Source organism: Paenibacillus sp. CCS19 (genome assembly GCF_033239625.1).
Classification (GTDB): domain Bacteria; phylum Bacillota; class Bacilli; order Paenibacillales; family Paenibacillaceae; genus Paenibacillus_T.
The window spans coordinates 151,986-176,886 of sequence record NZ_BTCK01000007.1 but is presented as its reverse complement, the minus strand read 5'-3'; the positions used below and the strand labels follow the sequence as shown (position 1 = coordinate 176,886).

Sequence of the window (24,901 nt, the reverse complement as noted above, 5' to 3'; positions counted from 1 at the left end):
CTTGCATGTATTAGGCACGCCGCCAGCGTTCGTCCTGAGCCAGGATCAAACTCTCCATAAAAGTGGCCGAAGCCATTATAGAAGCTTGTTAGCTCATTTAAAACATTTAAACTGACAGTTTCGCTCGTTGTTCAGTTTTCAAAGAACAATTTCGACAACTTTTACATCTTACCAGATGTTAATCAGCGTGTCAATCATTTCTTTTTGCTTTGTTTCGACAACGTCCATTATCTTACCACATGACCGCGTGTCGTGCAAGCTCTTTTTTATCATTCATTTCGAAGATGTTATCTTCAAAACTTGATTTGTTATAAGCTCGCCGGCTTCATGTTTCTCGGCCGGAATTAGAATATACCATAGTCCGGCTACACATTGCAAGCACTTTCGACAAATTTCCCAAACTGAATCTGTCGAAAAATGAAGAAAGTTTCAAAACCGTGATGTATCGTGTCTGTAAAGGTGATTCTATCATTCTTTTATTACCCTGCATTTGTTAATATGATAGGTAGCACAGCAATTGAAGGAGCATCCGTAATGAACGTAATAATTATAGATGACGAGCGCATTGCATTAAACTACTTGGAACGACAATTAAGCACTTTCCCTAACGTATCGATTGTCGGCGCCTTTATGAACCCATTGCTTGCAATAGACGCCGTAAAGTCCCAGCGGCCGGATGCCGTATTCCTAGATATCGACTTGCCCGAGATGAATGGCATGGAGCTCGCCGAGCGCCTGCTCGAGATCTCCCCTTCTCTTCAAGTCATATTCGTAACGGCCTACAACCAGTTTGCTGTTCATGCATTTGAGATTAGCGCTGTCGACTACATAATGAAGCCTTACGAAGCCGGACGATTACAGAAAACGATTCAGCGTATTAATGAAAGACTAAACCTTCATATAGTTGATGAAACACTGGTTGAGTCGATATTGAAAGTACGAGTGATGCGTCAATTGATGCTCGAACCAGCTGGCGGCAGCGCAAAGCCTCTAAACTGGCGTACTGTCAAAGCGATGGAGCTGTTCCTATATTTACTTCAGCATCGCGGCCTGCTCGTCCGTAAATCCACGATTATCGATCAACTATGGCCTACTCATGATACCGATAAAGCTTATTCGCTGCTCTATTCCGCCGTGTATCAGATACGAAAAACACTTGCTGACTACCATGAACACTTTCAAATCGTCAATCAATCTGAGGGCTACATGCTCACGCTGCATCAGGTATGGCTGGATGCCGATCATTGGCAGAAGCAGCTCGATGACCTCGCTGAACTGGACGAAGGCTCAATCGCTTCCCATGAATCCGTCATGACGGAGTATACCGGCGATTACCTTCAGACCTATGATTACCTGTGGGCAGAAGGAGAGCGAGAACGGTTGCTTGGAAAGTGGCTTCTGCTTGCCCACCGTATTGGCCATTGGTATAGGGAAAACGGCAATCACGAGAAAGCGCTGACGATCTACTCTGAAATTTGTCATCGTTACCCAACTGTAGAAGATGCTCATTATAATGTAATGAAAATATATGCGGCACTCGGGAAGCAAACGGCAGTCGTACAGCAATACGAGCAGTTGTGCAGCATTATGACAGAGGAACTCGATGTGAGCCCAAGCGGTTATATAAGAGAGTGGTTCGACAGCTATATGCACCTCTCCTAATTCCTTATACGTTAAAAACGCGGCTGCACATGTCTTTCCAACATGTCCAGCCGCGCAAACAACTAACCTATTCTAAATCATTGCGTTCCTTATTCATCATTTGTGGAATGACGAACGATGCAACCGTTCCTTCTCCGGGATGACTCTTTATCGATAAGCCTCGCCCGTATCGGGCAAGCAATCGGCGATTCGTATTGGCCAGCCCGATTCCTCTTTTGCCCTTCCTCATCGGATCAAGCAGCTTATGGACCTCCGCTTCTTCCATCCCTTTGCCATCATCTTGCACTTCAATCCTCATACCGTCTTCTTGCCCGCTGATGCGAATGGTTACCTTACCGCCTTGAACCTGCTTCATCAGACCGTGCTTAACAGCGTTCTCCACCAGCGGCTGAATCGTCAGCGGCGGAAGCAAACCTCTCCTGTCAGCGTTCAACTCCCACTGAATTTGAAGTCTTTCCTCGAAACGTTCCTTCTCGATAAACAGATAAGCCTCAACAAGCTCCAGCTCGTGCGATAGCTCGACCAGCTCATCCGTATTTACGAAGTCGATGCTTATGCGCAGGAATGAAGCGAAAGCCTCACCCATTTTACGCATCCTATCCGTATCTACCGTGCTAAGCGCCATAATCGAATGCAGCGTATTGAATAGAAAATGCGGCTGAATCTGCGCTTGCAAATAAGCCGCTTCCATCCGCATCCGTTCATTAATGGATTGCTTCAGTCCCGTCCACGATCGAACCCGGTATTTCAATTCAACTGCATCAACCGGTTTGGTCACATAATCATTGGCACCCGCAAGGAATCCTGCATAGACGTCCACCGGCTGTGCACGTGCCGTGAGCAGCACAATCGGCAGTTCAGACAATGAATAACGTTCTCTTATCTTCTGAGCCAACTCGTATCCAGACATATGCGGCATCATCACATCCGCAATGAGCAAATCCCACTGCCGCTTCCCGATCAACTCTAACGCCTCATGCGCCGAGGAGGTAGTCGTGACAATGTAGGGCTCCGTGGAGAGAATACCGACGAGCACGCTCAAGTTAACAGGGTCGTCGTCGACGACAAGAATATTAGACTTGCCCTGATTCAGCAGCGCTGCATCATCTTCCAGCGCTGGCGCCAGCCTTATTGCTGCTGCGTCAAATACAGGCGGTACGATTGTTTCGATTGGAATCGCGATCTCTTCTGCCAGCAGGCTCGGGCTTGCCGGCACATGAGCGGCATCTGCCAACGCCAGGTCGAATCGGAATACCGAGCCAACCCCAAGCTCTGAACTGACCGTCAATGTCCCGCCATGCAGTTCCACTAGCTGCTTGCATATGCTTAATCCAAGACCGAGACCGCTGCCGTCTTCCATACCGCCATCGCCTTGTTCGTAAGGTGTGAACGCCTTAGTCTGCGTCGCTTCATCCATCCCAACGCCTGTATCGGATACAAGCACACCGAGACGGTCGCCTTTCCTTACAACCGACACCCGTATAATGCCTGTCTCAGTGAATTTGATCGCGTTATGGATCAGATTGTACAGAATCTGTACGACCCGCTTCTCGTCCGCCCATACCGGCGGCGTCGCTGCATCGATATTCATCACGAGCTGGACAGGCTTGCCCTTCACCATGAAGGAGAAAATATCGAATATAGCAGGAACGACCGATTGAACCGCAAACGCCTGGTACTGCAGCACAATTCGCTGCTCCTTCAAACGAGCCACGTCGAGCAGGTCCCCAAGCATGTGGGACATGCGCCGACTTATCGTAATGAGCAGTTCCATGCTCCGCAAGCTGTCTGCTTGCAGTCGATGCTTCTCCTTAACCATTATCGTCTCTGCAATATTCATGATGCCATGCAACGGCGTGCGAAGCTCATGCGACGTATTCGCCAGGAACTGGTCTTTCGCTTTATCCGCCCTACGCAGCTGCAAGTTAAGCTCTTCATTATCCCGAGAGTTGCGTATATACTTTTTGAACCAATAGGTTGAGAAACCAATAAGTCCAATAATAATATCGATCGGATAAAATACAGTCGTCACATTGTGCGCCGTCTCCACAAGGCTCCAAACGAAATTAGAAGTAGTGGTTGTAGCCAGTAATAACATGAAGATAATATCCGGATCGTCTTTGTTGACCACCATCCTGCCTACCAAATAGAGATACCAGGCAAACGGGATCAAATAAAAGGCATCAAAAACATGGAAGTGGACCAAAGTGTAAACTAGCCATGCAGGCGAAAACATTAAAAATACAGTAAATGCCGACAGGAGCAGCAAGTATGTATGCAATCCCCTAGGACGGGGTCTATTGGAAGCGAATCGCCCAAAGACATTCAATATGCAGTAGTTCTGCCATAGGAGCGCGATCAGTCTGATCTTAATCGTCCATGTGTAATTGATAGGGAGCCAGAGCGAGAGAATATTGTCGTGCCCACTCAGGATTGCAATGCTAAGAGACAGCATGAACAACGCTGCGACCAGCAGCGCCCGCTCCCTCGAATTGAATGAATAGAGGATGAGCGCATACAGCCCGTGAAGCAGCAAAATAATGAAAACGACCAGCTGAAAACCTATGGAATACCAGCGCGAATAATCAAGCGACGATTGAGCGCCGAAACGGATAGGCCGCGTAAGCCCTCCATTATAGGGCTCATCGTAGTTGGCGACACGTATTAGCAGTTCAATCTCGGTCGTCCCTTCATCTCCATAAGATGCCGTATATGAGACAGTACGAGGTGTATAGTCTTCAGCGGACGACGCATATTTGCCGAGCGCACTCGTTACGACCCCATTGATTTCAACTTCGGAAGAGGCTTGAATGCCCTGCAGCCAGAAGGTTACCGGCTCCCTGAGAGGATCAATCAGAATTCGCAATCGGTACGTCCCGTATCCATACGCTCGGTTGCCAGATATAGATCCCCAACTGCCTGGCACCTTGATTTCTCGATAGTCCTTCTGCTCCTGTGAGAGTAGTGACTGATGCGTCAGCAGCTGCCCAGGATACAGATCCCACTCGCCATTCAAGTAAACCGGCGGCTCTCCCTCCAGATCGATGCCGCGCAAATCAACCACGCCATTAACCGCTTGATGGGACGAAGACGTGGGAAATAGCTCCGACCATCCCCAGCGAAGTACAATAAGTACGATCGCTAACAGAAAAATAAATAGACTATGTTTGAACCGATAAGAGTGTAGTATTCGCATCATAACTCGTAGTTTCGACATGAATCGACCATATTCCTTTTCGACATTATTCGTCCATACGATGAAAAAAACCGTTCCTATCCGCTTACGCTTCATAGGAACGGTTATTGCTGCCGCTGGAGCCGGCCAATTTACTTCACGTCATCCTCCAGATCGTCTTTCCAATTCTCTCCGCCCTCTTCATTATGCACCGAGATGTGCGATACGGTTGCCTCTTGCACATCACCGAATGCCCAGTGCGAGGACGGCATGTCTGGGAAGATTGGTGCCAGACCCGTCAGCGGCCCGCGATACAGCATACGGTTAATCATCGTAACCGCTTCGGCACGCTTGATCTTATCGTTCGGCTTGAAGCTGCCGTCCGGATAACCTGTCAAGAATTTGCCGTTATAAAGCGCCTCAATGATCGAGCCTGCCCAATGCCCGGTCGTATCATTGAAATGGTTCAATGCACTGCTGCCAACGTTAATCTTCAGGAAGCGAGCCATTACTGCTGCTAGTTCTGCACGCGTTACAGGTGCATCCGGACGGAATGTGCCGTCCTGATAACCGCTGAAGAGACCGTATTTGGACGCTACTTTAATGTAACGGGTTGCCCAATGGCCTTCACGGATATCCGTATACGGGAGCGTATACGCGATGTCACTGTTATCGGTTAACCGTGCGACGATCGCTGCCAGCTCCGCACGCGTAAGCGAGCCGTTCGGCTTAAATTGTTTGTCCGGGTAACCGAGGATGTACCGATAATGCGACAGTTCCCCGAAACGGTCGGAGTAGATATGGATTGGCGTCGAAGCTTTCACGTTCACGCCCGAAACATTGAACTCCGCTTGAATCGAGACTGCCAATTCAGACTGCTCCAGGAGCGGCCATTGGACCGTCAGTTTCATGCTGCCCGACTGTCCGCCTGCAACATTGGCAACATCCCACACAATCGCATTGCCATTAACTTTGCCGCCTGCTGCATCAACGACAACAGCACCTTCAGGCAGCGTAACTTTCACTTGTCCCGATGACAGCGATGTCGAGGAATCATTCTTGTAGGTGACCGTAACTTGCGTCTGGCCGCCTTCTTTCACCGTATTCGCGTCAACGTTCAAGCTTAACGAAGCCTTAGGTTCTACTGCAACCGGAGGCACATACGCAGGTGTCTTGCGCAATTGGATGTCGTGTTTAACAATATCTTTGCCGACGGATATAACGGGACTCGTGTAGGTAACGTAACCATCCTTCGATACCGTCAGCACATAATCCGTATCCGGATAAACCATGTACGCATACAACCCGCTTGCGTCGCTGTACTGCACGGGACTAGCGTTATCATTCGGCGCGAAGCCGACAATTGGCGGCAGATTAACCACTGCGCCTGTGTCCGCGTAAGTAAGTACGACCTTCGCATTCTCAATTACAGCATGCGTATCTGCATCGGTGATCGTTCCGTATGGATCGATCAGTTCTTCGGCGATATTCATCTCGCCTGTAGCCGATACCTTAGCTGCTCCTTTGCCGATAACAATTTCTTTGCCGGAGTCGAAAACATAACGGAACTCCAGCTCATAGTCGCCAACCGTCAGTCCGTCTGCATGGAAGACGCCACTGACGTCAACCGCAAATGCTTTCGGATTGTTACTGCCGTCCAGAATGTAGTCACCGCCAGCTCGTTTCACATAGACGCTCATTCCTGACGTCATGTCAGATGTGAGCAGCGATCTCGAACCGTCCGACTGCTGCATGAACGCAATGCCGGTAATCGTCTCGTTAGCAGTGAATTTCTCCTCGCCAGAGCCGGTCACTTCACCGACTGCTGCCGTTTGATGGTAAGAAACCTGTTTGGTTGTGTCGCCTACTTGGACAGGCTGAACGATATCAACGTTATAGATGACATTCCCTTTCGGAACGATGACCTTATATGCGCCATTCTCATCCGTCAACACCGTTTCATCGAAATCAACGCCAGCTACAATCACGCCATCGCCATTCAGATCAAGCGTTACGCGAACGCCAGCACCCTGAACCGGTATGTTCTTATTGCTCTTAGAATCGAACCTCGTCACAATCCCTTCGACCGAAGCAGGCATGAACGTCACAATAATCTCGTCTTTAGCCGACAATCCGCGCACAGGATCGTACACGACCGCTTGAATCGGCAGATGTTGTTCAACGACGCCCGTAATTTGCGGCGAGCGATACGTAACTTCTGCTCGTCCCTGCGCATCTGTAACTGCGTTACTGCCGCCAATGAACAGCCCTTGGCCTGCTGGCGCTGTGAAATTAACCGCAACGCCTTCCACCGGCGTGCCATCCTCATCGGTCAGCACGGCCGTCAGTACAGTCGTCGACTTGCCGTCGCCTAACAGTTCCTTCGGATCAGCCGTCAGCGCAAGATCTGCTGCTGCAATCTTGAATTTGTTATCTCCGAGCTTCGTCTGCGATTCAGTCTGCAGCTCAGCGTTAGCGGCATCGGCCGCCGTGAACGTAACCGTGTACGTTCCGCTCTGCGTCGACTCCGGCAGCGTGAATATCGTATTCACCCATTGCTTATAGCCATCTGTCAAATAAGTCGAACCGTTGACTAGTTGAAGTGGTACAAGCGAGCCATCCACATTCGCCGTTACAGCTTGCGCGAGATGCGAGCTGATGGCCGACAGCTTCAACTGCTGCTCAGGCAGGGTCTTAATAATGGTCGGTTCACCTTGCCCCTTGTCGCCAACCCAACCTTCGAGCGGCTTCTGGAGGTTGATCGTAACTTCAACTGGCGCGCTCTTATGATCATCTTCGTCGGTAACGGTATAAGCAAAGCTGTCCACGCCTGCAGTAAATCCACCAGTTGGCGTATAGATCCACTGCGTTCCCGTCGAATCCGATGGCTCCTTCGTCAGCGTACCTTTCGCCGGATCGCTTTCAATCGTGTAGATCAAATAATCCGAGGTTGTTTCCGGATCGTTACCTTGTAGGGTAACGTTAATGGATGCCGTGCCTTCATCATTTGTATATACGAGCGGTACTGCTGTAGGCAGTCCTGCCGCTGCAACGTAAAACTTGTTATCCGCCAGCTTCAGGGACGATTCTGTCTGAAGAACAGTAATCGTTGCATCTGCTGCCGTGAATGTAACGGTATGGTTGCCGCCTGCCGTCCCTGCTGGAAGCACGAATGTCGTATTCTCCCACAGCTTATAGCCGTCTGCCGCCCAAGTCGCTGCATTCGCAAGTTGAAGTTGTACCGGCGTACCGTCCACATCCGCCGTTACAAAAGCTGCGAGATGCGAGCTAATAGCCGCCAGTTTCAACTCACGATCTGGCTGAGATTTGATTACCGTTGGATCGCCTTGTTGCTTGTCGCCGACCCATCCTTCCAGCGGTTTCTGGATATGAATGATAACCGTAACTGGGGTGCTCTTATGATCATCTTCATCCGTGACGGAATAAGTAAAACTGTCTGTGCCTGACGTAAAACCGGCTGCAAGCGTATAGATCCACAATGTGCCCGTCAAATCGGTTGGATCGCTCGTAAGCGTACCTTTCGATGGATCGCTCTCAATCGTAACCGTCAGCTTATTCTGCGGTGTTTCCGGATCGTTGCCTTGCAGCTTGACGTTGATTGACGCTGCGCCTTCATTATCTGTATAGACCAGCGGTACTGCAGTTGGCAATCCTGCCGCTGCAATATAGAACTTATTATCCGTCAGCTTATCGGACGCCTCGGTCTGAAGGGCTGGATTCGTTGCATTAGCAGCGGTGAACGTAACCGTATGGTTGCCGCTTGCCGTATCCGATGGAAGCACGAACGTTGTATTCTCCCACTTCTTGTAGCCGTCCGTCACCCAAGTCGATGCATTCACCAGCTGCAGCGAAACGGAGGCGCCGTCCACATTGGCCGTTACCGATGCTGCAAGATGCGAGCTGATTGCCGACAGCTTGAGTGCATGATCTGGCTGCGCCTTAATAATAGTCGAATCACCCTGCAGCTTGTCGCCGACCCATCCTTCCAGCGGTTTCTGAATATGGATCGTGACCGTTGCATTTGCACTCTTATGGTCATCTTCATCGGTAACCGTGTACGTAAATGTATCTGTACCCGACTTGAAATTAGACGAAGGCGTATAGATCCACTTCGTACCCGATGAATCAGACGAATCCTTCGTCAACGTACCTTTCGTCGGGTTGCCCTCGATTGTGTAAGTCAGCTTATCCGATGTTGTCTCAGGATCGCTGCCTTGCAGGGTCACCTTAATCGATGCCGCTCCTTCATTATCGGTGTAGTCTAAGGTCGAAGCAGTTGGCAATCCTGCTGCTGCGATATAAAACTTGTTATCTGCCAGCTTCAATGGCAATTCGGTCTGTACGACTGCACCTAGCGTGTCCGATGCCGTGAACGTAACGGTATGTGTACCGCTTGTCGTGTCCGATGGGAGCACGAACGTCGTGTTCACCCACAGCTTATATCCATCCGTTTGCCATGTCGAAGCGTTAGAAAGCTGAAGCGGAACAGCCGTTCCGTCTACATTCGCCGTCACAGATGCCGCGAGATGCGAGCTGATCGCAGATAGCTGCAGTCCATGATCCGGCTGTGCTTTGACTACCGTCGGATCGCCTTGTTGCTTATTGCCGACCCAGCCATCCAGCGGTTTCTGAATATCAATGACAACGTCTGCCGGCGTGCTCTTCTGATTGCCTTCGTCGATAACCGAATAAGTAAAGCTTTCCTTACCCGTAAATCCGTTGTCCGGCGTATAAATCCAAGCCGCTCCATGCGGATTCGTCGAGTCTGCCGCAAGCGTACCGTGTGTCGGCGCTGCTTCGATCACATAGGCCAGCTTGTCCGATGCGGACTCTGCATCACTGCCTTGCAGCACCACGTTAACCGCAGGCGTCCCCTCATCCACTGTATAAGTAACCGGAGCTGCAGTTGGGATGCCGTTGTAATTGATCTTCACTTGAGCGGACTGCGTAGAATCATGCATGCCGTCGCTGCCGATCCAAGTAAACGCTGGAACGACTCCATCTGCAAGATTAGCCACAGGCGTGAATACAAGCGTCGCAAGCTCGTTTGCCGTCAGAACAGCCGTTTGACCTGGAGCAATTGCTGTATTGCCAGCTCCTGTCTTCGTATACTTGAGCGTTCCGATGCTGGCAAAACCAGTCGGAACGGTTATACGTGCCTGCTGCAGCGTATCGCCGTCTGCATCCTCGAAAGAGGCTGCTTTAGCAAAATCATTCGTCGAGAATGCAGTCGGATTACCCTTCTGGCCATTCATGACGATGTCTTGCACAACCGGCGGGCGATTAATAATGATCGTAACCGTCTTCGACTCATGGGCGAATTGAAGACCGTCAGAGCCATTCCATTGGAACGATGTCGTACCTGTCGCATCTGTCTCAGGAATAAAGACAACATGCGCCGCTTGCGTTAACGACAGCTCCTGCCCCTCCGTAATATCCGTGTACTGTCCGGATCCATTATCAAGAGCCAGCTTGCCTTTCGATGAATCGGGAAGCGTAACGACCTTAACGCCTTCAATCGATTCACTGCCTGGATCGATATAATGAGCTGTAAAATCGCCGAGTGTAATCGGCAGCGTAAAATCGCCGAACTTGGCGATTTTCACAAAATCCTGTACCTCTGGCGAGCTGTTGATCGTAACTGTCGCATCATCGGTCGCGAATTTCGTCCCGTTGAAGCCGTTCCACTTGAACGTCACAGTCCCGTCGAAGCCCGCTGCTACTGGAACGAATGCCAGATTGGGCAGGTCGCCTGCCGGAATCAATTGACCAGCCGTAACAGGCGTCCCATTCAGTTGAAGGCTGCCCTTAGCCGAATCCGGCAGTTCAGAAATGCGAACCGACTGCAGATTCGTGCCGTTAGCCGCGCCGCCGTTCAGCTTGAAGTAATGATTTTGAAAGTCTGCCTTCGTAAACGCTGTAGGAGCAGAACGAAGACCCGACTTTGCAAAATCCTGCACAATCGGATCAAGCGTCGAGAACGTTACGACATGCTCCGCTTTACCCGGGTTTGTACCGCTCGTAGTATCTTTCGCACCGCCGTTGCTGCCGCGGTCATCGAATAGTACGACGTTAACGATGTACTCCTTGGCAGGATCGATGCCGGTGTCGGAGATGGTGATATTATTCCAGTTCACTTCCGTGCCCACTGCAGGAGTCGGGAACAGCTTCTGCTGGATGCCGAGGTTGCGTTCGATGACTTGACCGTTCACAACGGCTTTCTCAATGACGTTCACTTCTCCAGCAAAATTGTTGCCGGTTACTTTGGGCAGGAAGCTCGTATCAACCGTCACTTTGCCTTTCTCAACCTTGAGACCTGTTTTGGTGATCTCGCCTGTCGCCCGATCACCGCCGTCAATAATAAGCTGGCCCCAATCGATCGTCATCGACCAGTTCGTGTTTGGTGTGCTCGAGGTGGTCCGAACGTCTTGATAGTAGTGATGAATCGTTACGCCTACGAAGTTGTCGCCTAACCCAATGCGATCGAATTCGGTTGGCGAGAACGACAAGACTGTTGTATTCCATCTCGCGTCCTGACCAGATAACGTGCCTAGGTACGCCCGCTGAGGCATTTCTTTCTTATAGTTAGCACCGTTCGTTGAGCTGTCTGTACCGATGCCGGAAGCCTTCACAACCGTATTCCATTGGCTGCTGGTCGGCCATGTCGTATAGGAGCTGCCTAGCGCAATATCGGAAGCTTCGGACGAGAAGTAGACACGGTCCCATTCACCGCTTGCGGCCAGTGCCTCCTTATATTCATCCACATCATAAGCTCGGATGAGAAGCTGTGCGCTCTTGACTGGTTTCTTCGTAACACCCGTAATTTTGAAATCAATCGGGTATTTGGCATAGTTGTCGCCAGTCGCCTTATTCTGGTTCTTCAGACTAAGGTCCAAATCCCCATCGGCAACACTCGAGGCAGCGCCGCCGCCCCAGTTATCGGTATCTGTCATAAAGACAGCGCCAATCGATCCTGGATCAACAGCAGCTTCCGCCTGACTTGGCGGCACAAGCAGCGAGCCTGATAGCATCGCCCCCGTCAATGTTATGGCAAGAAGCTGATTGCGCAGCGATTTTCTGCCTAACTTGTTACCGTGATTTGTCCTTTCACTTAACACGCCAGTCTCCCCTTGTTCCCCCATATTTCCTCGGCTTTATCAGCCAGGAAGGTCTGACACTAATTGTAGCAATCAAAACTGTACAATTTTTGAACAAGAGTCTTTGGAACTAAAAAGCAACAACCTTTCATAGACCAACTTCCCTAATTTACCTGTGGTTCGAACAATAATTGATGCAGATCGTAGCCTTCTATCCCGTAAGTCAACAGAAGAAGCAATCGGATGCACATGTTTGCTCGATTATCGACCAACAACACAAAGACCGCTCCCTATGCGCTAGAGAGCGGTCTATTTCCTCGGCAATAATAATGTCTTCCTACTATATATAATGCGACTAGATTGTTGGCATGACATTCCCGCCCGAGACAGGAACATAGGCGCCCGTTATAAAGCTCGCAAGATCGGATGCCAGGAAGGCAACGACATTGGCGATTTCTTGGTCCGTACCCCGGCGGCGCAGCGGCACTTGACTGTCATAACCTTCACTGCGTTCAGTGCCATTCAAGCGATCCCGTTCGCTGATCGTCCAACCTGGCGCCACTTGGTTCACCGTAATCTGATATTCGCCAATCTCACGCGCCAATACGCGGCAAACACCATCCATTCCCCGTTTGCCCGCTACATAAGCCGACTGCGTCGGGAAATTCTGCATCGCACACTCCGTATTGATCGCAATGACGCGGCCGCCGCGTTGCTCAATCATATGCGGCACGAATGCTTTGGTCGCATGAACAAGCTGCAATACGGTTGTGTTGAATTGATCAACATAATCCGCTACATCCTGTTCAAGAACGGACGTCCATTTATATTGAGAAACAGCGTTAGCGACGACGATGTCCGGCAGTTGGAACTGCTCTGCCACCTGCGATTGCATTCGCTGAACCGATTCCAGCCGCCCCATATCCGCTTGCACGATAAACGCTTGACGGCCAAGCTGCTCAATCTCTTGCTGCAGTTGCTTCGCCTTCGCTTCACTGCTGTGGTAGTGAATGATAATATCGGCCCCGCTCTGCGCAAGCGTACGCGCAATGACACGTCCAAGCTCACCAGTTGCTCCTGTAACGAGCGCCGTCTTGTTGGATAGATCGATTGAAATCATACAGCAGCCAGCCTCCTAATCGTTGTTCGATGAGAAAACCGTCCTTGATAGGACGGTCAAGTCCATTCATACATTCGATTAATGCTGCACGATATCCTTCAATCCTTTGAGAAAACGGCTGGATGCATAGCAAATCTGACCGTTCGTCATTCGAATTTCCCGCTTCGACATATCGACCTCGGCGATATTGTCCTTGTTCACGACGTACGAGTTGTGGCAGCGATAGAAGCGGCTGTCCATCTCGAGAATATCTTTGAGCTTGCCGTAAAATTCGACTTGTCGATTGGTCGCGTGAAGAATGATTTTGTGCAGTTGGGAGGAGGTCTCAAAGAACAGGATGTCGCTGTAATCGACACCGATCATTTTGTCGCCGGACTTGGTCTGGAAAACCTTACGGTTGCTGTGCTTGTTCATAAGGTAACGTTGATTAGCCGTATCAATGCAATCGATGATTCGCCTCTGGATATCGGTGAATTTGTCCTTCGTTATATAGTCCATCGCTTCGACCTTATAAGTGAACGTAAGATACGTAAGCTCCGAGTGCGTCGTGATGAACACGATCGCTCCTTGGTTGTCATATTGGCGAATCTCCGCCCCGAGCGCAATACCGCTTTTATCTTCCTTCAGGTCCACATCGAGAAAATAAAGTCCCGTCACCTGATTGTTGCGCAAATAGTCGATCACATCTTCTGAATTTCCTGTCGATACGACGATCTTCATGTCCAGGTTCTCGATCATAATGTAGTCGGACACATACTTCGTAATCTGGCTGCGCTGCTGCGGATCATCTTCACAAATAAACACTTCAAGCATCGTCAATTCGCCTCCTTGCGTGGACTGGTCAACCAGTCATTCTAGATTTCGTCGTTACCGGCGCACTGTGCACCTCGAGCAGTTGGATGAACTCTCCGTTCAAAATCTGCGTATCGAGCGTTGTGCTCTCCGACTTGGCGACTATCTCCTTCAGGTTGCTAAGACCAAGCCCCCTATTCGTCCCTTTGGTCGAGAAGCCTCGTTCAAATATTCGGTAAAGCTCGGGCGTATTGCTGCGGCAGCTGTTCGTGACTGCAATGAGCACCGATGGATCCCGTTTAATGACGGCTACCCGTACGTTTGGCTTCTCGCATTGAATCGCTTCCTCTATTGCATTGTCCAGAATGATGCCAAGACAGCGACACAGCTGGACGGAATCCATATTGATCTGCTCAATCGGCTCTACGACTTCAATAACCGCATCGATCTTCAGCTCCTGCGCTTTGATCAGCTTGGAGGACAAGATGCCCTTAAGCTCCTGCAGCTTTACATTGTGCAGCGCGCCCAGCTTGTAGTTATTCGACTGCATCCCTTGGCTGATCGGCATGATTCGTTCATTGAAGTAGCGCGCCAATCGCTCCACGTCTCCCGAACGAATGTACTCCGACATCGTCAGCAGAATGTTGATATAGTCGTGGCGGAATTTCTGCATGTCCATATACAGCTGCTCCAGGTTCTCCGTATATTCCGTCAAACGATCATACTGTACCTGCCTATTCTGCAAATCGGTTTCTTTCATCATGATTCGAATGAGTACAAAGCAGACCCCGATTAGAAGAATGAAATAAAATAAGAACAAGATGCTATTCGCACGGATGTTCTCGTTCGAAAACCCTTGCTGCTGGCCGATCCATATATTCAAATAGAAAATGAGAAGGATAATGACCACCATCCCGGTAAGAAGGATACCGTAACGACGAAAGAATGGCTCATGATCTCGCATTGTTCCGAATAGATATCTTCCGAGGTAGCATAAAGCGAAGGTCAGCAGCATAATGCCGACTACTCCTTCGAGGAGATAATCATTCTGTATATCCGTGGTTGATAGATTAAAAAATTGCAGCATAAACAAATTGATTACATAATCGCTGACAACCAACATAATCATCGGAATGACGGCAATCGTGATGCTTAGCAGCCATCGTCGACACATGAAGTATAGGCAGCCTACCATAAATACTAATATGACAAGACTGCTCATCGCGCCTATCAGCGGCAATAGAGCCATTCCTATCGTTTGGAACCCTGCCATCATAATCAAGAAGAGGCCTACTCCGATTCTACGGTTCATTAATATCGGGATAGAGAAGCAGTATGTCGCCATCTGTATAAGCGAGGCTATAAACGTAATCATAACTAGCCACCTTTAATTAATTTATAAGAACGCTCCCGCTGTAATTGATTGGATTATCCTCACCTCTATGAATGAACTACAGAACCGAGTTTATATTAACCTTTATCGTAAATTATTGTCAATTAAGTTAGTTAAGTTAATAACGCAAAGAACCGCCCTCATCATGAGCTGATGAAGGCGGTTTATGGTAAAAGCTCCTGTTCTTTTTTTATTGTAAAATGACTATTTGCTGGACGATTTCAAGAGCTCTTGCGGAATGCTAGGCTCGTAACCGAACATCAGGCAGGATGTTTCCATCGTCACTTCTCCGGTCTTAATGGCGAGCCTTCCCATCGTTTTCGACAATTGATCTTTAATACCCTCTACCATTCTCTCACTCATATTTTTCATAATTTCTAACACTCCTCTTTAATAATTTATATGTAATAGGCATGATCGTTATGATCTGCAGCGCGACGCCCAGCATAAGCAAGGCTGTCACCGTTGGACTCGATGCAATAATTGCGATAAGCGTAATAATCAGCGACGTAGCAGCGGACAACCTTCTTAACTTCCTTCTGCGCTCAGCGCCAATAAGCGGGAACTTGTCTGTGTCCGCCGGCGCATAGCGGTAGAGCAAAGCAGCGAACAAGAGGCCTAATCCGACGACGGCAAGATTCGAGAGGTTGATGTAAGGGCTCAGTTGCGGAGTGCCAACAAACATGAGGATGCTGACCAAGGTGCAGTTCAGGCTTGTGCTTGCATGCAGTCCGAAGGAATATCGGCGGACAGCGTAATAGGCACCGTGAAGAATAAGCGTCTGGAAAAACAGATGACAGACTAGCGAAACTCCGTAAACGATTAAAGTCTTGGTCACGTTTATGAGGAGCATTTCGATGCCCAGCTTCATTTTCAAATACGCGATGTGGTCTCCGTTATTCTGGGCACTGAGCCATGTGGCACAGCGGCTTGCTATCGTTTCCGTAAAACCCATTCTTACAACTTGCTGCTCTTGCATATCGTTTGATCACCTCACCTCTTATGTCCTTATCTTACTAGACGATAGACCAAGATGACGCGAATGACCTTATCAGCTAGTATTTCCATCATGGGTGATTGTTATAAGCGCAGTTACGCTTCATAGGCGTGCGAAAAAGCCATGTAAATGTCAATGCAAGTAAAAAATAGCCTGTTGAGAATGTCTCAACAGGCTATCCCTCATGCAATAGACTTAAGTTGTCGAAGGCTATAGGTTACTATAGGTTGCCTACCTTCACCTTGTCTGCGCCGACTTCCGTTACAACCTTGCGGCGTTTCTCCCAGAAGACGAATCCGAGGACCGCTGAAGCGAATATAATCGGCATTGCGTTCTTATACAAGCTGGCGAAGCTGCCTGCCATCCTGTCGATCGTGTGGGTCTGAACGTCAGCCGAGTATTCGTCCAGCTGCTTCGTAATCGAAATGATTCTCTCATCCACTGCGGCCGATACAGCTTTCTCAATGCCAGCCTTCTCCGCATCCTGTTGGTCGGCCGGCACCTTCGCGAGCTCGACCGCAACTGCCTCGTCTATCAATTGCTGGCGGCGTTCAGGCGTTACATACACGTCGCTGCCCTGCTGCTGAGCCTCTTGACCGCTGACATTCTGCTCATCGATCTTGTGCTCGACATTGGCCAGCACCGTGTCCTTGACCGATTGTTCCAAGTCGATTGCAACGAGCTGCTGCTTCGCATAATCAAGGCTCTCTTGCTCGCGAACCTTCATATTATGGGTCAATGCCGCTACGAAGATCGCGATAGCCAGCACCATGCCCACTTGGCGGAACATCTGCATAACGCCTTGGGAGGCGGCGAGCAGCTCACCCTGGAAGGATGAAGCGCCCATGACCGTAATCGGGCCTACGATCATCCCGTACCCTGCGCCAAGCAGGAGGCATGCGATTACGATCTGAAGCGTTGACGACCCGATGTTCAGATGGCTCAGCAGTTCATAAGAGAATCCCATCAGAACGAAGCCGGAAATAATAACAGCCGTCTTGCCCATCAACTTAATAAGCAGTGAAGCGATAGGTGCAATAAGGAAGATCATGAACGAGACCGGCGTTACCATCAGAGCCGCCGTAAACTCCGTCTTATCCATCATCCTTGTCAGAAAGGTTGGCAGCAGAACCATTACGCCGATGAGAAAAATATTGCCTACAACCATCAACGCCGACGAACCCACGAAAAATCGATCATGGAACAGCTTCAGATTGACCATGGCATAGGATAATCGCTTCTCTACCAGAATGAAGACAACGAATGTTAAGGCGGAGGCAATATAACATGCCCAAGCATTCCCGCTTGTCCAGCCCCACTCGCCGCCCTTGATCAGGACGAGCGTGAGGGTGAAGATCGAAGCGCTGCACAGGATGAGGCCAAGCCAGTCGTTCTTCGCTTTCACTCTCGGCTCATTACGCAAGTTCAAGTTCATCAGGACGAGCACGAGTGCAATGATGCTGATCGGCACGTTAACGAGGAACACCCACTCCCAAGACACGTTCTGCGTAATAATGCCGCCGATTGCCGGTCCCATCGCAGCAGACAGCCCTTGCATGACGCCGAGAATCGATAACGCGACGCCGCGCTTCTCTATGGGCATTGCCGATACGCCGATCGTAAAGCTGCTAGGCAGCAGAATAGCCGCGCCGACGCTTTGAATGAAGCGTGATACGATCAGCATATCTCCGCTGGACGACAGCGCGCATAGCAGCGATCCTAAGCAGAAGATAACGAGCCCGCCGACATAAACCTTGCCCCGTCCTAGCAGTTCCGCGAAACGACCGAGCGGAATGGCGAGAACCGCGATTGACATCGTGTAGACGTTCAGCACCCAAGACATTTTCTCCAAAGATACGTTCAAGCTCTGTTGAATACTTGGCAAAGCGATATTCATGATGGTCGTGTCGATCATGCATAGGAAAATTCCGATACACATCAACCATACGATTTTGATCCCCTGTTGTCCGCCGGCCGTGTTTGCTGACAATACCATTCCTTGATCACTCCTGCGACTTAACGGTCAAGACCGCCGTTATTATTTCATTGTTCCTCCTAACAGTATAGCAACAGGTTATATACTAGCTAACCGACAACAGGTCTCGAGAATACCCTAAACCGATTGCGCCAATATTGCGGAAAAACCGTATCGGAACGTAAACGTAAACCACGACTATTAACAAACTTCCCGCCAATCCAGCATCGTTACTCGACTTGGGAATCGGTCGCTCTCCGCACAAACAGACAGCTTATAGCCGGGATCGATATCATATTGCTTGAAATGGTAATTGGCAGCCTTCTCGCCTTCGGTCAGCCGAATCTCATCCTTCGATACGATCTGAATGGAGAACGAATCGAGCGGAACGGACAACCCTTTCCCGATCGCCTTCATATAACTTTCCTTTAGCGTCCACATATCGTAGAAGAATGACTGCCTCTCGATATCGGGTCTGTTCTGCATTGCCCTATACTCTTCCTCGGCGAAAAAGCGCTGAGCGATTTCCAGATCGATCGTTTGGATCTGCTCGACATCAATGCCGATCGGCTTGGAATGAATGACGCCGACTACCCATTCGCCGGAATGAGAGATATTGAAATAACAGTCCTCGCAGTTTTCCAAGAAAGGCTTGCCGTAACGATTCCGCTTGAATCGGATTTCATCGTTAGATAAGCCCAGCTTCGTCTGAATGATTCTGCGCACGAGCATCTCGCCCAGCAGCGCGCGAAGCGCATCTTCGCGATAAACGAATCGTTCAATCCTTCGTCTTTTCTCCTCAGAAACCAATGGCAGCAAGGACAAAAACAGGTTCCCGTCGATTTCCTTCGGAATTCTTACGGCATTGATTTCTATGCCAATCTCGACTCCTGTGGGATGACCCATATGCACTGCCCCTTATGTCCAAAATGAATTTATGCGGGATGATCAGACGAAGCTGCCAAGTACTTGCGCTGCGCCTCTTCGTCAACCCAGATCGGCGAGCCGTGACCGGGATAGACGAGAAAGGCGCCGTCCATCTGCCGGCATAGACTCCGATAAGATCGCTCTAGATCAAACCCATTGCCGGTAATCGGCCCAACGTGCTCATCATGGTCGGCGAACAGCATATCCCCGGAGAACAACCGCCGCCCGACCTTCAGGCAGATGCTCCCGATCGTATGACCGGGCGTATGGATAACCTCGTAACGATACCCTCCCGCTTCGAGAATCTCGCCGCCGTTTACTGTAACATCGATCGGCTGGAACGTCGTTTTTTTCGTACTGGAGAACAGGAAGGAGCCATTCAGCACCGGCTGCGTCAGCGCTGGCAGGTCGAGACGATGCAGCACCGTCAATGCGCCTGTCGCTTCCTTCAGTTGTTCCATGCAGCCCATATGGTCGAAATGCCCATGCGTGATTACGATGTACTTGAATGATGCATTGCACCGCTGAACGATCGGCCAAATGGTATCGAAGGAGGAGCCGGGATCTATGATGATCCCTTCTCCTTCGCTTGTTGCAATGTAGCCATTCGAGCCCATCGGACCATCGGGCACGATCGTTATTTCCGGTCCTTCCGCTTGCAGCATGCCAGACAGCCTGACCGACTCATCTCGCTGCTCCTTGGTCAGCTCCATCCAGTAATTGCGGATCGCACCGATCTCCTGCAATTGTCCGGCGAGAGTATCCATCACGCGATCCGCCTCGCTCATGCTCTCGATGCCTGCCAATCGCGTAATGAGAATGAATGCAGCATCCTTAGACAGCTCGTGCTTGCCAACGCTGTTCAGAATATGCTGTTTGAGCGACAGCAGCTCTCTCACTCTGCCTCACTTCCCTCCCCGGTAACGATAGCCAGCCCTTCTTCGACGCTTGCAGTACCGTCGGCAAGCGCATCGAGCATCTGCTTCAGCTGTTCTTCATCCAGCTCCGCCGAAGGCTGCTGCTTGGACGCAATGAAGTTCGCCTGCTCCGCGACAGTCGAGTACGTGAATATATCCGATATTTCCATCAATCCCGGATATGCGCCATTAATCTCTTTGAAGAGCTGGATGGAAAGAATCGAATCGCCGCCCAAGTCATTGAAGTGATCGAACACATTGATGTCGTCCAGATCGAGCACCTGCGCCCAAATTAACCCCAGCTTGTTCTCCGTCTTGGAGAACGCATCCTTGCCCTTGAGGAGCACTTGCTCGCGCACCTTCTTCTTGCCTTGCGCCGATCCGCCATTGACGAAGGAACGGGAATGCTTATCGAGCTGGCTCAAAATCTGCTTGGATACGCGCATCGGCAGCTCGCCGCCAAGCTTCAGGATGAGCGGGAAATTCACTTCGCCCGGAAGCAGCGACGGAACGGTGTAGCTCAACACGCTGTCCATTACTTCAAGCGCCTGCGCCGTTCCGATCGGAAGGAACAAGCCGTCTTCGTGAGCCATGCCGTAATCTACCGCCATGCCGGTCTCTTTCCACGACGGCCAGTTGATCGACACGGTGCGAAGCCCTTTCCGATTCCGGTATGGCGTGTACGCGTCCAGGTACGAGTTGGCCGCGGTGTAATCGCCTTGTCCCGGACCGCCAAGCATCGAGGCAATCGAGGAGAACGAGATGAAGAAGTCTGGGCGGTCGGCTTCCGTGACGAGATCAAGCACCCATGTTCCGATTATTTTGGGGCTGAGCACCTCTGTAAATGTCTTCTCATCCTTCTTAATGATGAAGCCGTCGCCTGCTACGCCTGCCGCGTGCACGATGCCGTTAATTGAGCCGTACTGCCCGCGAAGTCTATCTGCCACGTCGCTCATGGCCGCTAGGTCCGCGACGTCTACCGCCAGGCATTGCACCTTAGCGCCGACCTGCTCGATCGCGATAAGCTCTTCCAGCTTCTTCTGCAGTTTCTTGCTGCCGCTCCCCGCGATTATCGACTCCCACTGTTCTCTTGGCGGAAGCTCCGTCCGGTTCATCAGAACAAGCTGGATCGGTTTCTTGCGTGCCAAGTATTTGGCAATCTCAAGCCCAAGTCCGCCTGTGCCGCCCGTGATGATATAGCAGCCTTCCTCGCGCAGCTCGACCGGCTCGATCGGATAATCCTTCAACTCCACCCTGCCGAACTCTTGGACGAACCGCTCGCCGTTACGGTAAGCGACCGCATAAGGCGTCGACTGCGCCTTGAGTTCCTCCATAACCTTGCCGGCGGAAGTAACCGAATCGATATCGACGCAGCGCGCCGCAAGCGCGCCGTACTCATCCTTGAGCACTTTGCCAAGTCCCATCAATGCCGCGTTGTGCGGCTCGATGCGCTGCTCCGAACCGTCCACTTCGTTCATATATTCGGTCAGCAGCACAATATCGAGCGGGCGGCCTACCTTCTCGGCGAGCAATGCTCTCGTCAAACGGAAAAGGCTGTACACGCCGCGGTCCAGCCGCTCGGACAATTGCGTCGGGGACGCAACCGCCTCTCCGCCTGCCAGCGCTGCCGCGTGCACGATTTGGGTGAAAGGAATCGATCTCACCGCATTCAGCAGCTGCCTGTAATCCGCTTCTTCGGCGGCGATGATATATCGATGGCTGTTAATCGCTTGGAACGCATCCCCGAATTGCACTTCGATCACTTCTGCGCCTTGCGAACGGTAAGCGTCTGCAATCGCATCCGAATAATCGCCTGCACCCTTGATGACCATGATGCTGTTATGCTCCGCTGCTGCCGTATCTGCCGCAAGCGGCTCCGATACCCAGGACAGCTTGTTCAGATGGTCGCCGCGATTGTTCTCCATTCGGAATTTCATCTGTTCCATTGCGCCCATCCGCTTGATCGAGTAATCCTCGATCTCTGCGACAACATTCCCTTCCGCATCGGCCAACGTAATGTTATAGGCAAGCGTCGCCTTCTTCTCTTGATCGCCGTCTTTCTTTCGGAAGTAGCTGTAGAGCGTCTTCGGCATTCTGCCGAACATCTGGAACTTCTTGAACGTGAACGGCAGATACACGTCGTCCAGAAACTTAATCATCGGATTCACCGCGTTATCGAGAATCGACGGATGATACTCGAACTGCTCCATCTCGTGTACATACTCATCGCGCAGACGCAGCTGCAGCAGCACTTCGTTCTCCTCCGCATCTGCGCTTGCGGCGACGAGATTGTCCCAGTGATAGCCAAGGTAGAAGCTTTTCGCTTCCGGGTTGAACTCGCCGATCGGTCTGCTGATCGGTGTGCGGCTGCGGATCGCCGCCATATCCAGCTTCGGCTGTACGCTCGATTCAAGCCGATACGCTTTGCCTTCCGAGTGAATGATCCATTGACTCTCGTCCGAATCGGAGCGGCTTGCGATCGTGAACTTCAGATGGTCGCTTTCCTTCTTGACGATCGCCTGAACGCTTCTCGCATCTCCTTCTGCGACGACGAGCGGCGACATAAAGTACACATCGCGGAGCTCCAGCGAAGATGTTCCCATAACCGAGGCGCATACTTCTCTGCCCCATTCCAAGTACGTCACGCCTGGTATGATATAGCTGCCCATGAACCGATGCTCCTTGAGCATCCAGTGCGTATCGACGCTCAGATTCGACTCAAAAATCGTCTGATCAATCGAATCCACTAGCTTCCGATCCACCAGCGGGTGTACATAGGTCTTCGCGCTTTGCGCGCCGTCACCGTTGGTAAATACTTTTGTTTCTGCCCACGTCCGTACTCTTTCCAGCGGGTATACCGGGATTCGAACTCGGGATCGATGTGAATTTCTATACACTTCTTCCCAATGGATATCAGCCCCTTTGACATAATGCTGGCACAGCTCTGCTGCTGCAGAGCGGCTGTTATTAAGATCAGCATCGTTCAAGCGCCCGACCAGAGGCGCCGCTTCCGCAGACAGCTTCTTCAAGGCGCCGGCCGTAATAGCGCCAGCCTCAGCTGTCTTCTGGTTCTCCGACACGATGAAATGCTGCCCGTACCAAATGCCCGCTTCCGCGTCCGTGTGCAAACCGCCTTCCTGCAGCTGCCGCAGGCTTGCTCTCAGCTCGCCGGCCGTTAGCGCCAACAGCGCAACGCGATGCGTGTAATGCCCGCGCCCCGTATTGGCCGTAAAGCATACATCTTCTAACCTCGCATCCGGCTGGCGTTTCAAGAACTCGGCGTACCGGTCAATGTAAGCACGAAGTACGTGCTCGTTCTTCGCGGATATCGTAAGAACCTGCACCGCTGGAGCTGCATTCGCGCTCGCCGCTGCCGAAGCCGGCTGTTCCGGCGCCTCTTCCACGATCACGTGCGCATTCGTACCGCTGAATCCGAAGGAGCTGACTCCCGCTCGCCGCGGCGCGGCGCCTCTTGGCCAGTCGGCCAGCACGTCGTTCACATACAGCGGCGAATCCGGAAAGTTAATATATGGATTTGGTTGGCGGAAATTGAGGTTCGCCGGCATCTTGCGATTTTTAAGACTGAGTACGACTTTCGCGAGAGCTGCAAGTCCGGATGCGGCAACGGTGTGCCCGATGCTCGTCTTGACCGAACCGATGCCGCAGAACTGCTTGCGGCTCGTGTACTTGCCGAACGCATTCGTCAGGCCGCTGATCTCGATCGGGTCCCCAAGCGACGTTCCCGTTCCGTGCGCTTCAATGTATTGGATCGTATCCGGATGGATGTCCGCGTCTTCCCAAGCGCGCATAATAACGTCTTCCTGCGCCTTCGCGTTAGGCGCTGTAATGCCATTGGAAGCGCCGTCGTTGTTGATTGCGCTGCCTTTGATTACCGCGTGGATCAAATCGCGGTCGGCTTGCGCTTTGGCCAGCGGCTTCAGCACGAAGCTGACAACGCCTTCGCCCCAGACCGTGCCGTTGGCATCCTTGTCGAACGTGCATACGAGGCTGGTATCGGATTCGACCATGCCCAGATCCATCGGGCCGCTCTCTTCCTTCATCGCCATATACTGCACCTGCACGCCGCCGACGACCGCCATGTCGCATTCCTTGTTGCGAAGCGCTTGGCACGCTTGATGCAGAGCTACTAATCCGGCCGAGCAGGCCGTATCGAAGACGATGCTCGGACCTCTCAGGTTAAACAGGTATGACAGGCGGCTCGACAGAATGCCCGGCCAAGATCCGGTCAGATGCATCTGATCCGGCTCAGTCATCAAGCGATACATCGGCAGTGTAGCGTGGTCTTTGCCGACGAATACGCCAGTGTTAGTTCCGTATATTTTGCTGCCGCCGTAGCCCGCGTCTTCGATCGCTTCCCATGCCGTCTCCAGGAATAAGCGATGGGCAGGATCGATATACTTCGCTTCCCGGGCGGAGATTTTGAAGAAAGCCGCGTCAAACTTATCGATTTCATCCAGGAAACCGCCGACGCCGCCGACGACATCCTCCGCCCTCACGCCTTTCGGAAGCGACTGGCCGGTCATGAATTCCATGACTCGTTCATTGTTCAGCGCATCGATCCACTCATAGGCCCTGCTCTCTGGAAAGCTGCCGATGCAGGATTTGCCTTGCTGCAGATTATCCCAGTATTCGTCCATGTTGCCGGCACCGGGCAGCTTGCCCGAGATGCCGATGATCGCGATATCCTCATGGCTTCTCCGCGCATTCGAAGCGGCGATCTCCTTCAGCATCGCTTTCGCATCCTGCGGCGACAGCTGCTGGCTCGCCGCATTCTCCAAAATATACTGCTTAACCAATTGCATAG

General features: G+C 51.3%; 12 protein-coding genes and 1 rRNA gene. 1 reads left to right on the top strand and 12 read right to left on the bottom strand.

Annotation, left to right across the window (positions count from 1 at the left end; genetic code table 11):
* Positions 1-61 (bottom strand): 16S ribosomal RNA (locus SBI19_RS08180); the annotation flags it as partial.
* Positions 62-534: 473 nt separating this feature from the next.
* On the opposite strand from SBI19_RS08180, the gene SBI19_RS08175 reads away from it, so the two are divergent.
* Entirely contained in the window at positions 535-1,662 is a 1,128-nt protein-coding gene (locus tag SBI19_RS08175) for a response regulator (protein ID WP_317966868.1), read from the top strand.
* 67 nt (positions 1,663-1,729) lie between these two features.
* On the opposite strand, the gene SBI19_RS08170 is transcribed toward SBI19_RS08175, so the two are convergent.
* From SBI19_RS08170 to SBI19_RS08120, 11 genes are all read right to left on the bottom strand, one after another.
* Positions 1,730-4,879 (bottom strand): hybrid sensor histidine kinase/response regulator, encoded by a 3,150-nt coding sequence (locus SBI19_RS08170; RefSeq protein WP_317966866.1) that lies wholly within the window; start codon positions 4,877-4,879, stop codon positions 1,730-1,732.
* 110 nt (positions 4,880-4,989) lie between these two features.
* A complete protein-coding gene (locus tag SBI19_RS08165) occupies positions 4,990-11,976 on the bottom strand; it encodes an Ig-like domain-containing protein (RefSeq protein ID WP_317966864.1) in 6,987 nt (2,328 codons plus the stop codon).
* 334 nt (positions 11,977-12,310) lie between these two features.
* Positions 12,311-13,075 carry an SDR family NAD(P)-dependent oxidoreductase gene (locus SBI19_RS08160; RefSeq protein ID WP_317966862.1) on the bottom strand — a complete coding sequence of 255 codons (765 nt, stop codon included), beginning with the start codon at positions 13,073-13,075 and terminating at the stop codon, positions 12,311-12,313.
* Between the two features lie 78 nt (positions 13,076-13,153).
* Positions 13,154-13,888 (bottom strand): LytR/AlgR family response regulator transcription factor, encoded by a 735-nt coding sequence (locus SBI19_RS08155; protein ID WP_317966860.1) that lies wholly within the window; start codon positions 13,886-13,888, stop codon positions 13,154-13,156.
* Positions 13,889-13,916: 28 nt separating this feature from the next.
* Positions 13,917-15,242 carry a sensor histidine kinase gene (locus SBI19_RS08150; RefSeq protein ID WP_317966858.1) on the bottom strand — a complete coding sequence of 442 codons (1,326 nt, stop codon included), beginning with the start codon at positions 15,240-15,242 and terminating at the stop codon, positions 13,917-13,919.
* A 222-nt stretch (positions 15,243-15,464) separates the two neighbouring features.
* Positions 15,465-15,632 carry a cyclic lactone autoinducer peptide gene (locus SBI19_RS08145; RefSeq protein WP_317966856.1) on the bottom strand — a complete coding sequence of 56 codons (168 nt, stop codon included), beginning with the start codon at positions 15,630-15,632 and terminating at the stop codon, positions 15,465-15,467.
* A complete protein-coding gene (locus tag SBI19_RS08140) occupies positions 15,616-16,239 on the bottom strand; it encodes an accessory gene regulator B family protein (RefSeq protein WP_317966855.1) in 624 nt (207 codons plus the stop codon). Before SBI19_RS08140 ends, SBI19_RS08145 begins: the two co-directional genes overlap by 17 nt.
* 238 nt (positions 16,240-16,477) lie before the next feature.
* Complete coding sequence (locus SBI19_RS08135) at positions 16,478-18,253, bottom strand: MFS transporter (protein WP_317966854.1); 1,776 nt, start codon at positions 18,251-18,253, stop codon at positions 16,478-16,480.
* A 180-nt stretch (positions 18,254-18,433) separates the two neighbouring features.
* Entirely contained in the window at positions 18,434-19,138 is a 705-nt protein-coding gene (locus SBI19_RS08130; RefSeq protein ID WP_317966853.1) for a 4'-phosphopantetheinyl transferase family protein, read from the bottom strand.
* 29 nt (positions 19,139-19,167) lie between these two features.
* Entirely contained in the window at positions 19,168-20,058 is an 891-nt protein-coding gene (locus SBI19_RS08125; protein WP_317966851.1) for an MBL fold metallo-hydrolase, read from the bottom strand.
* On the bottom strand, positions 20,055-24,899 hold the full coding sequence (locus tag SBI19_RS08120) for a type I polyketide synthase (RefSeq protein WP_317966849.1): 4,845 nt from the start codon (positions 24,897-24,899) through the stop codon (positions 20,055-20,057). The genes SBI19_RS08125 and SBI19_RS08120 overlap by 4 nt, the downstream gene beginning before the upstream one ends.
* Positions 24,900-24,901: the final 2 nt, after the last annotated feature.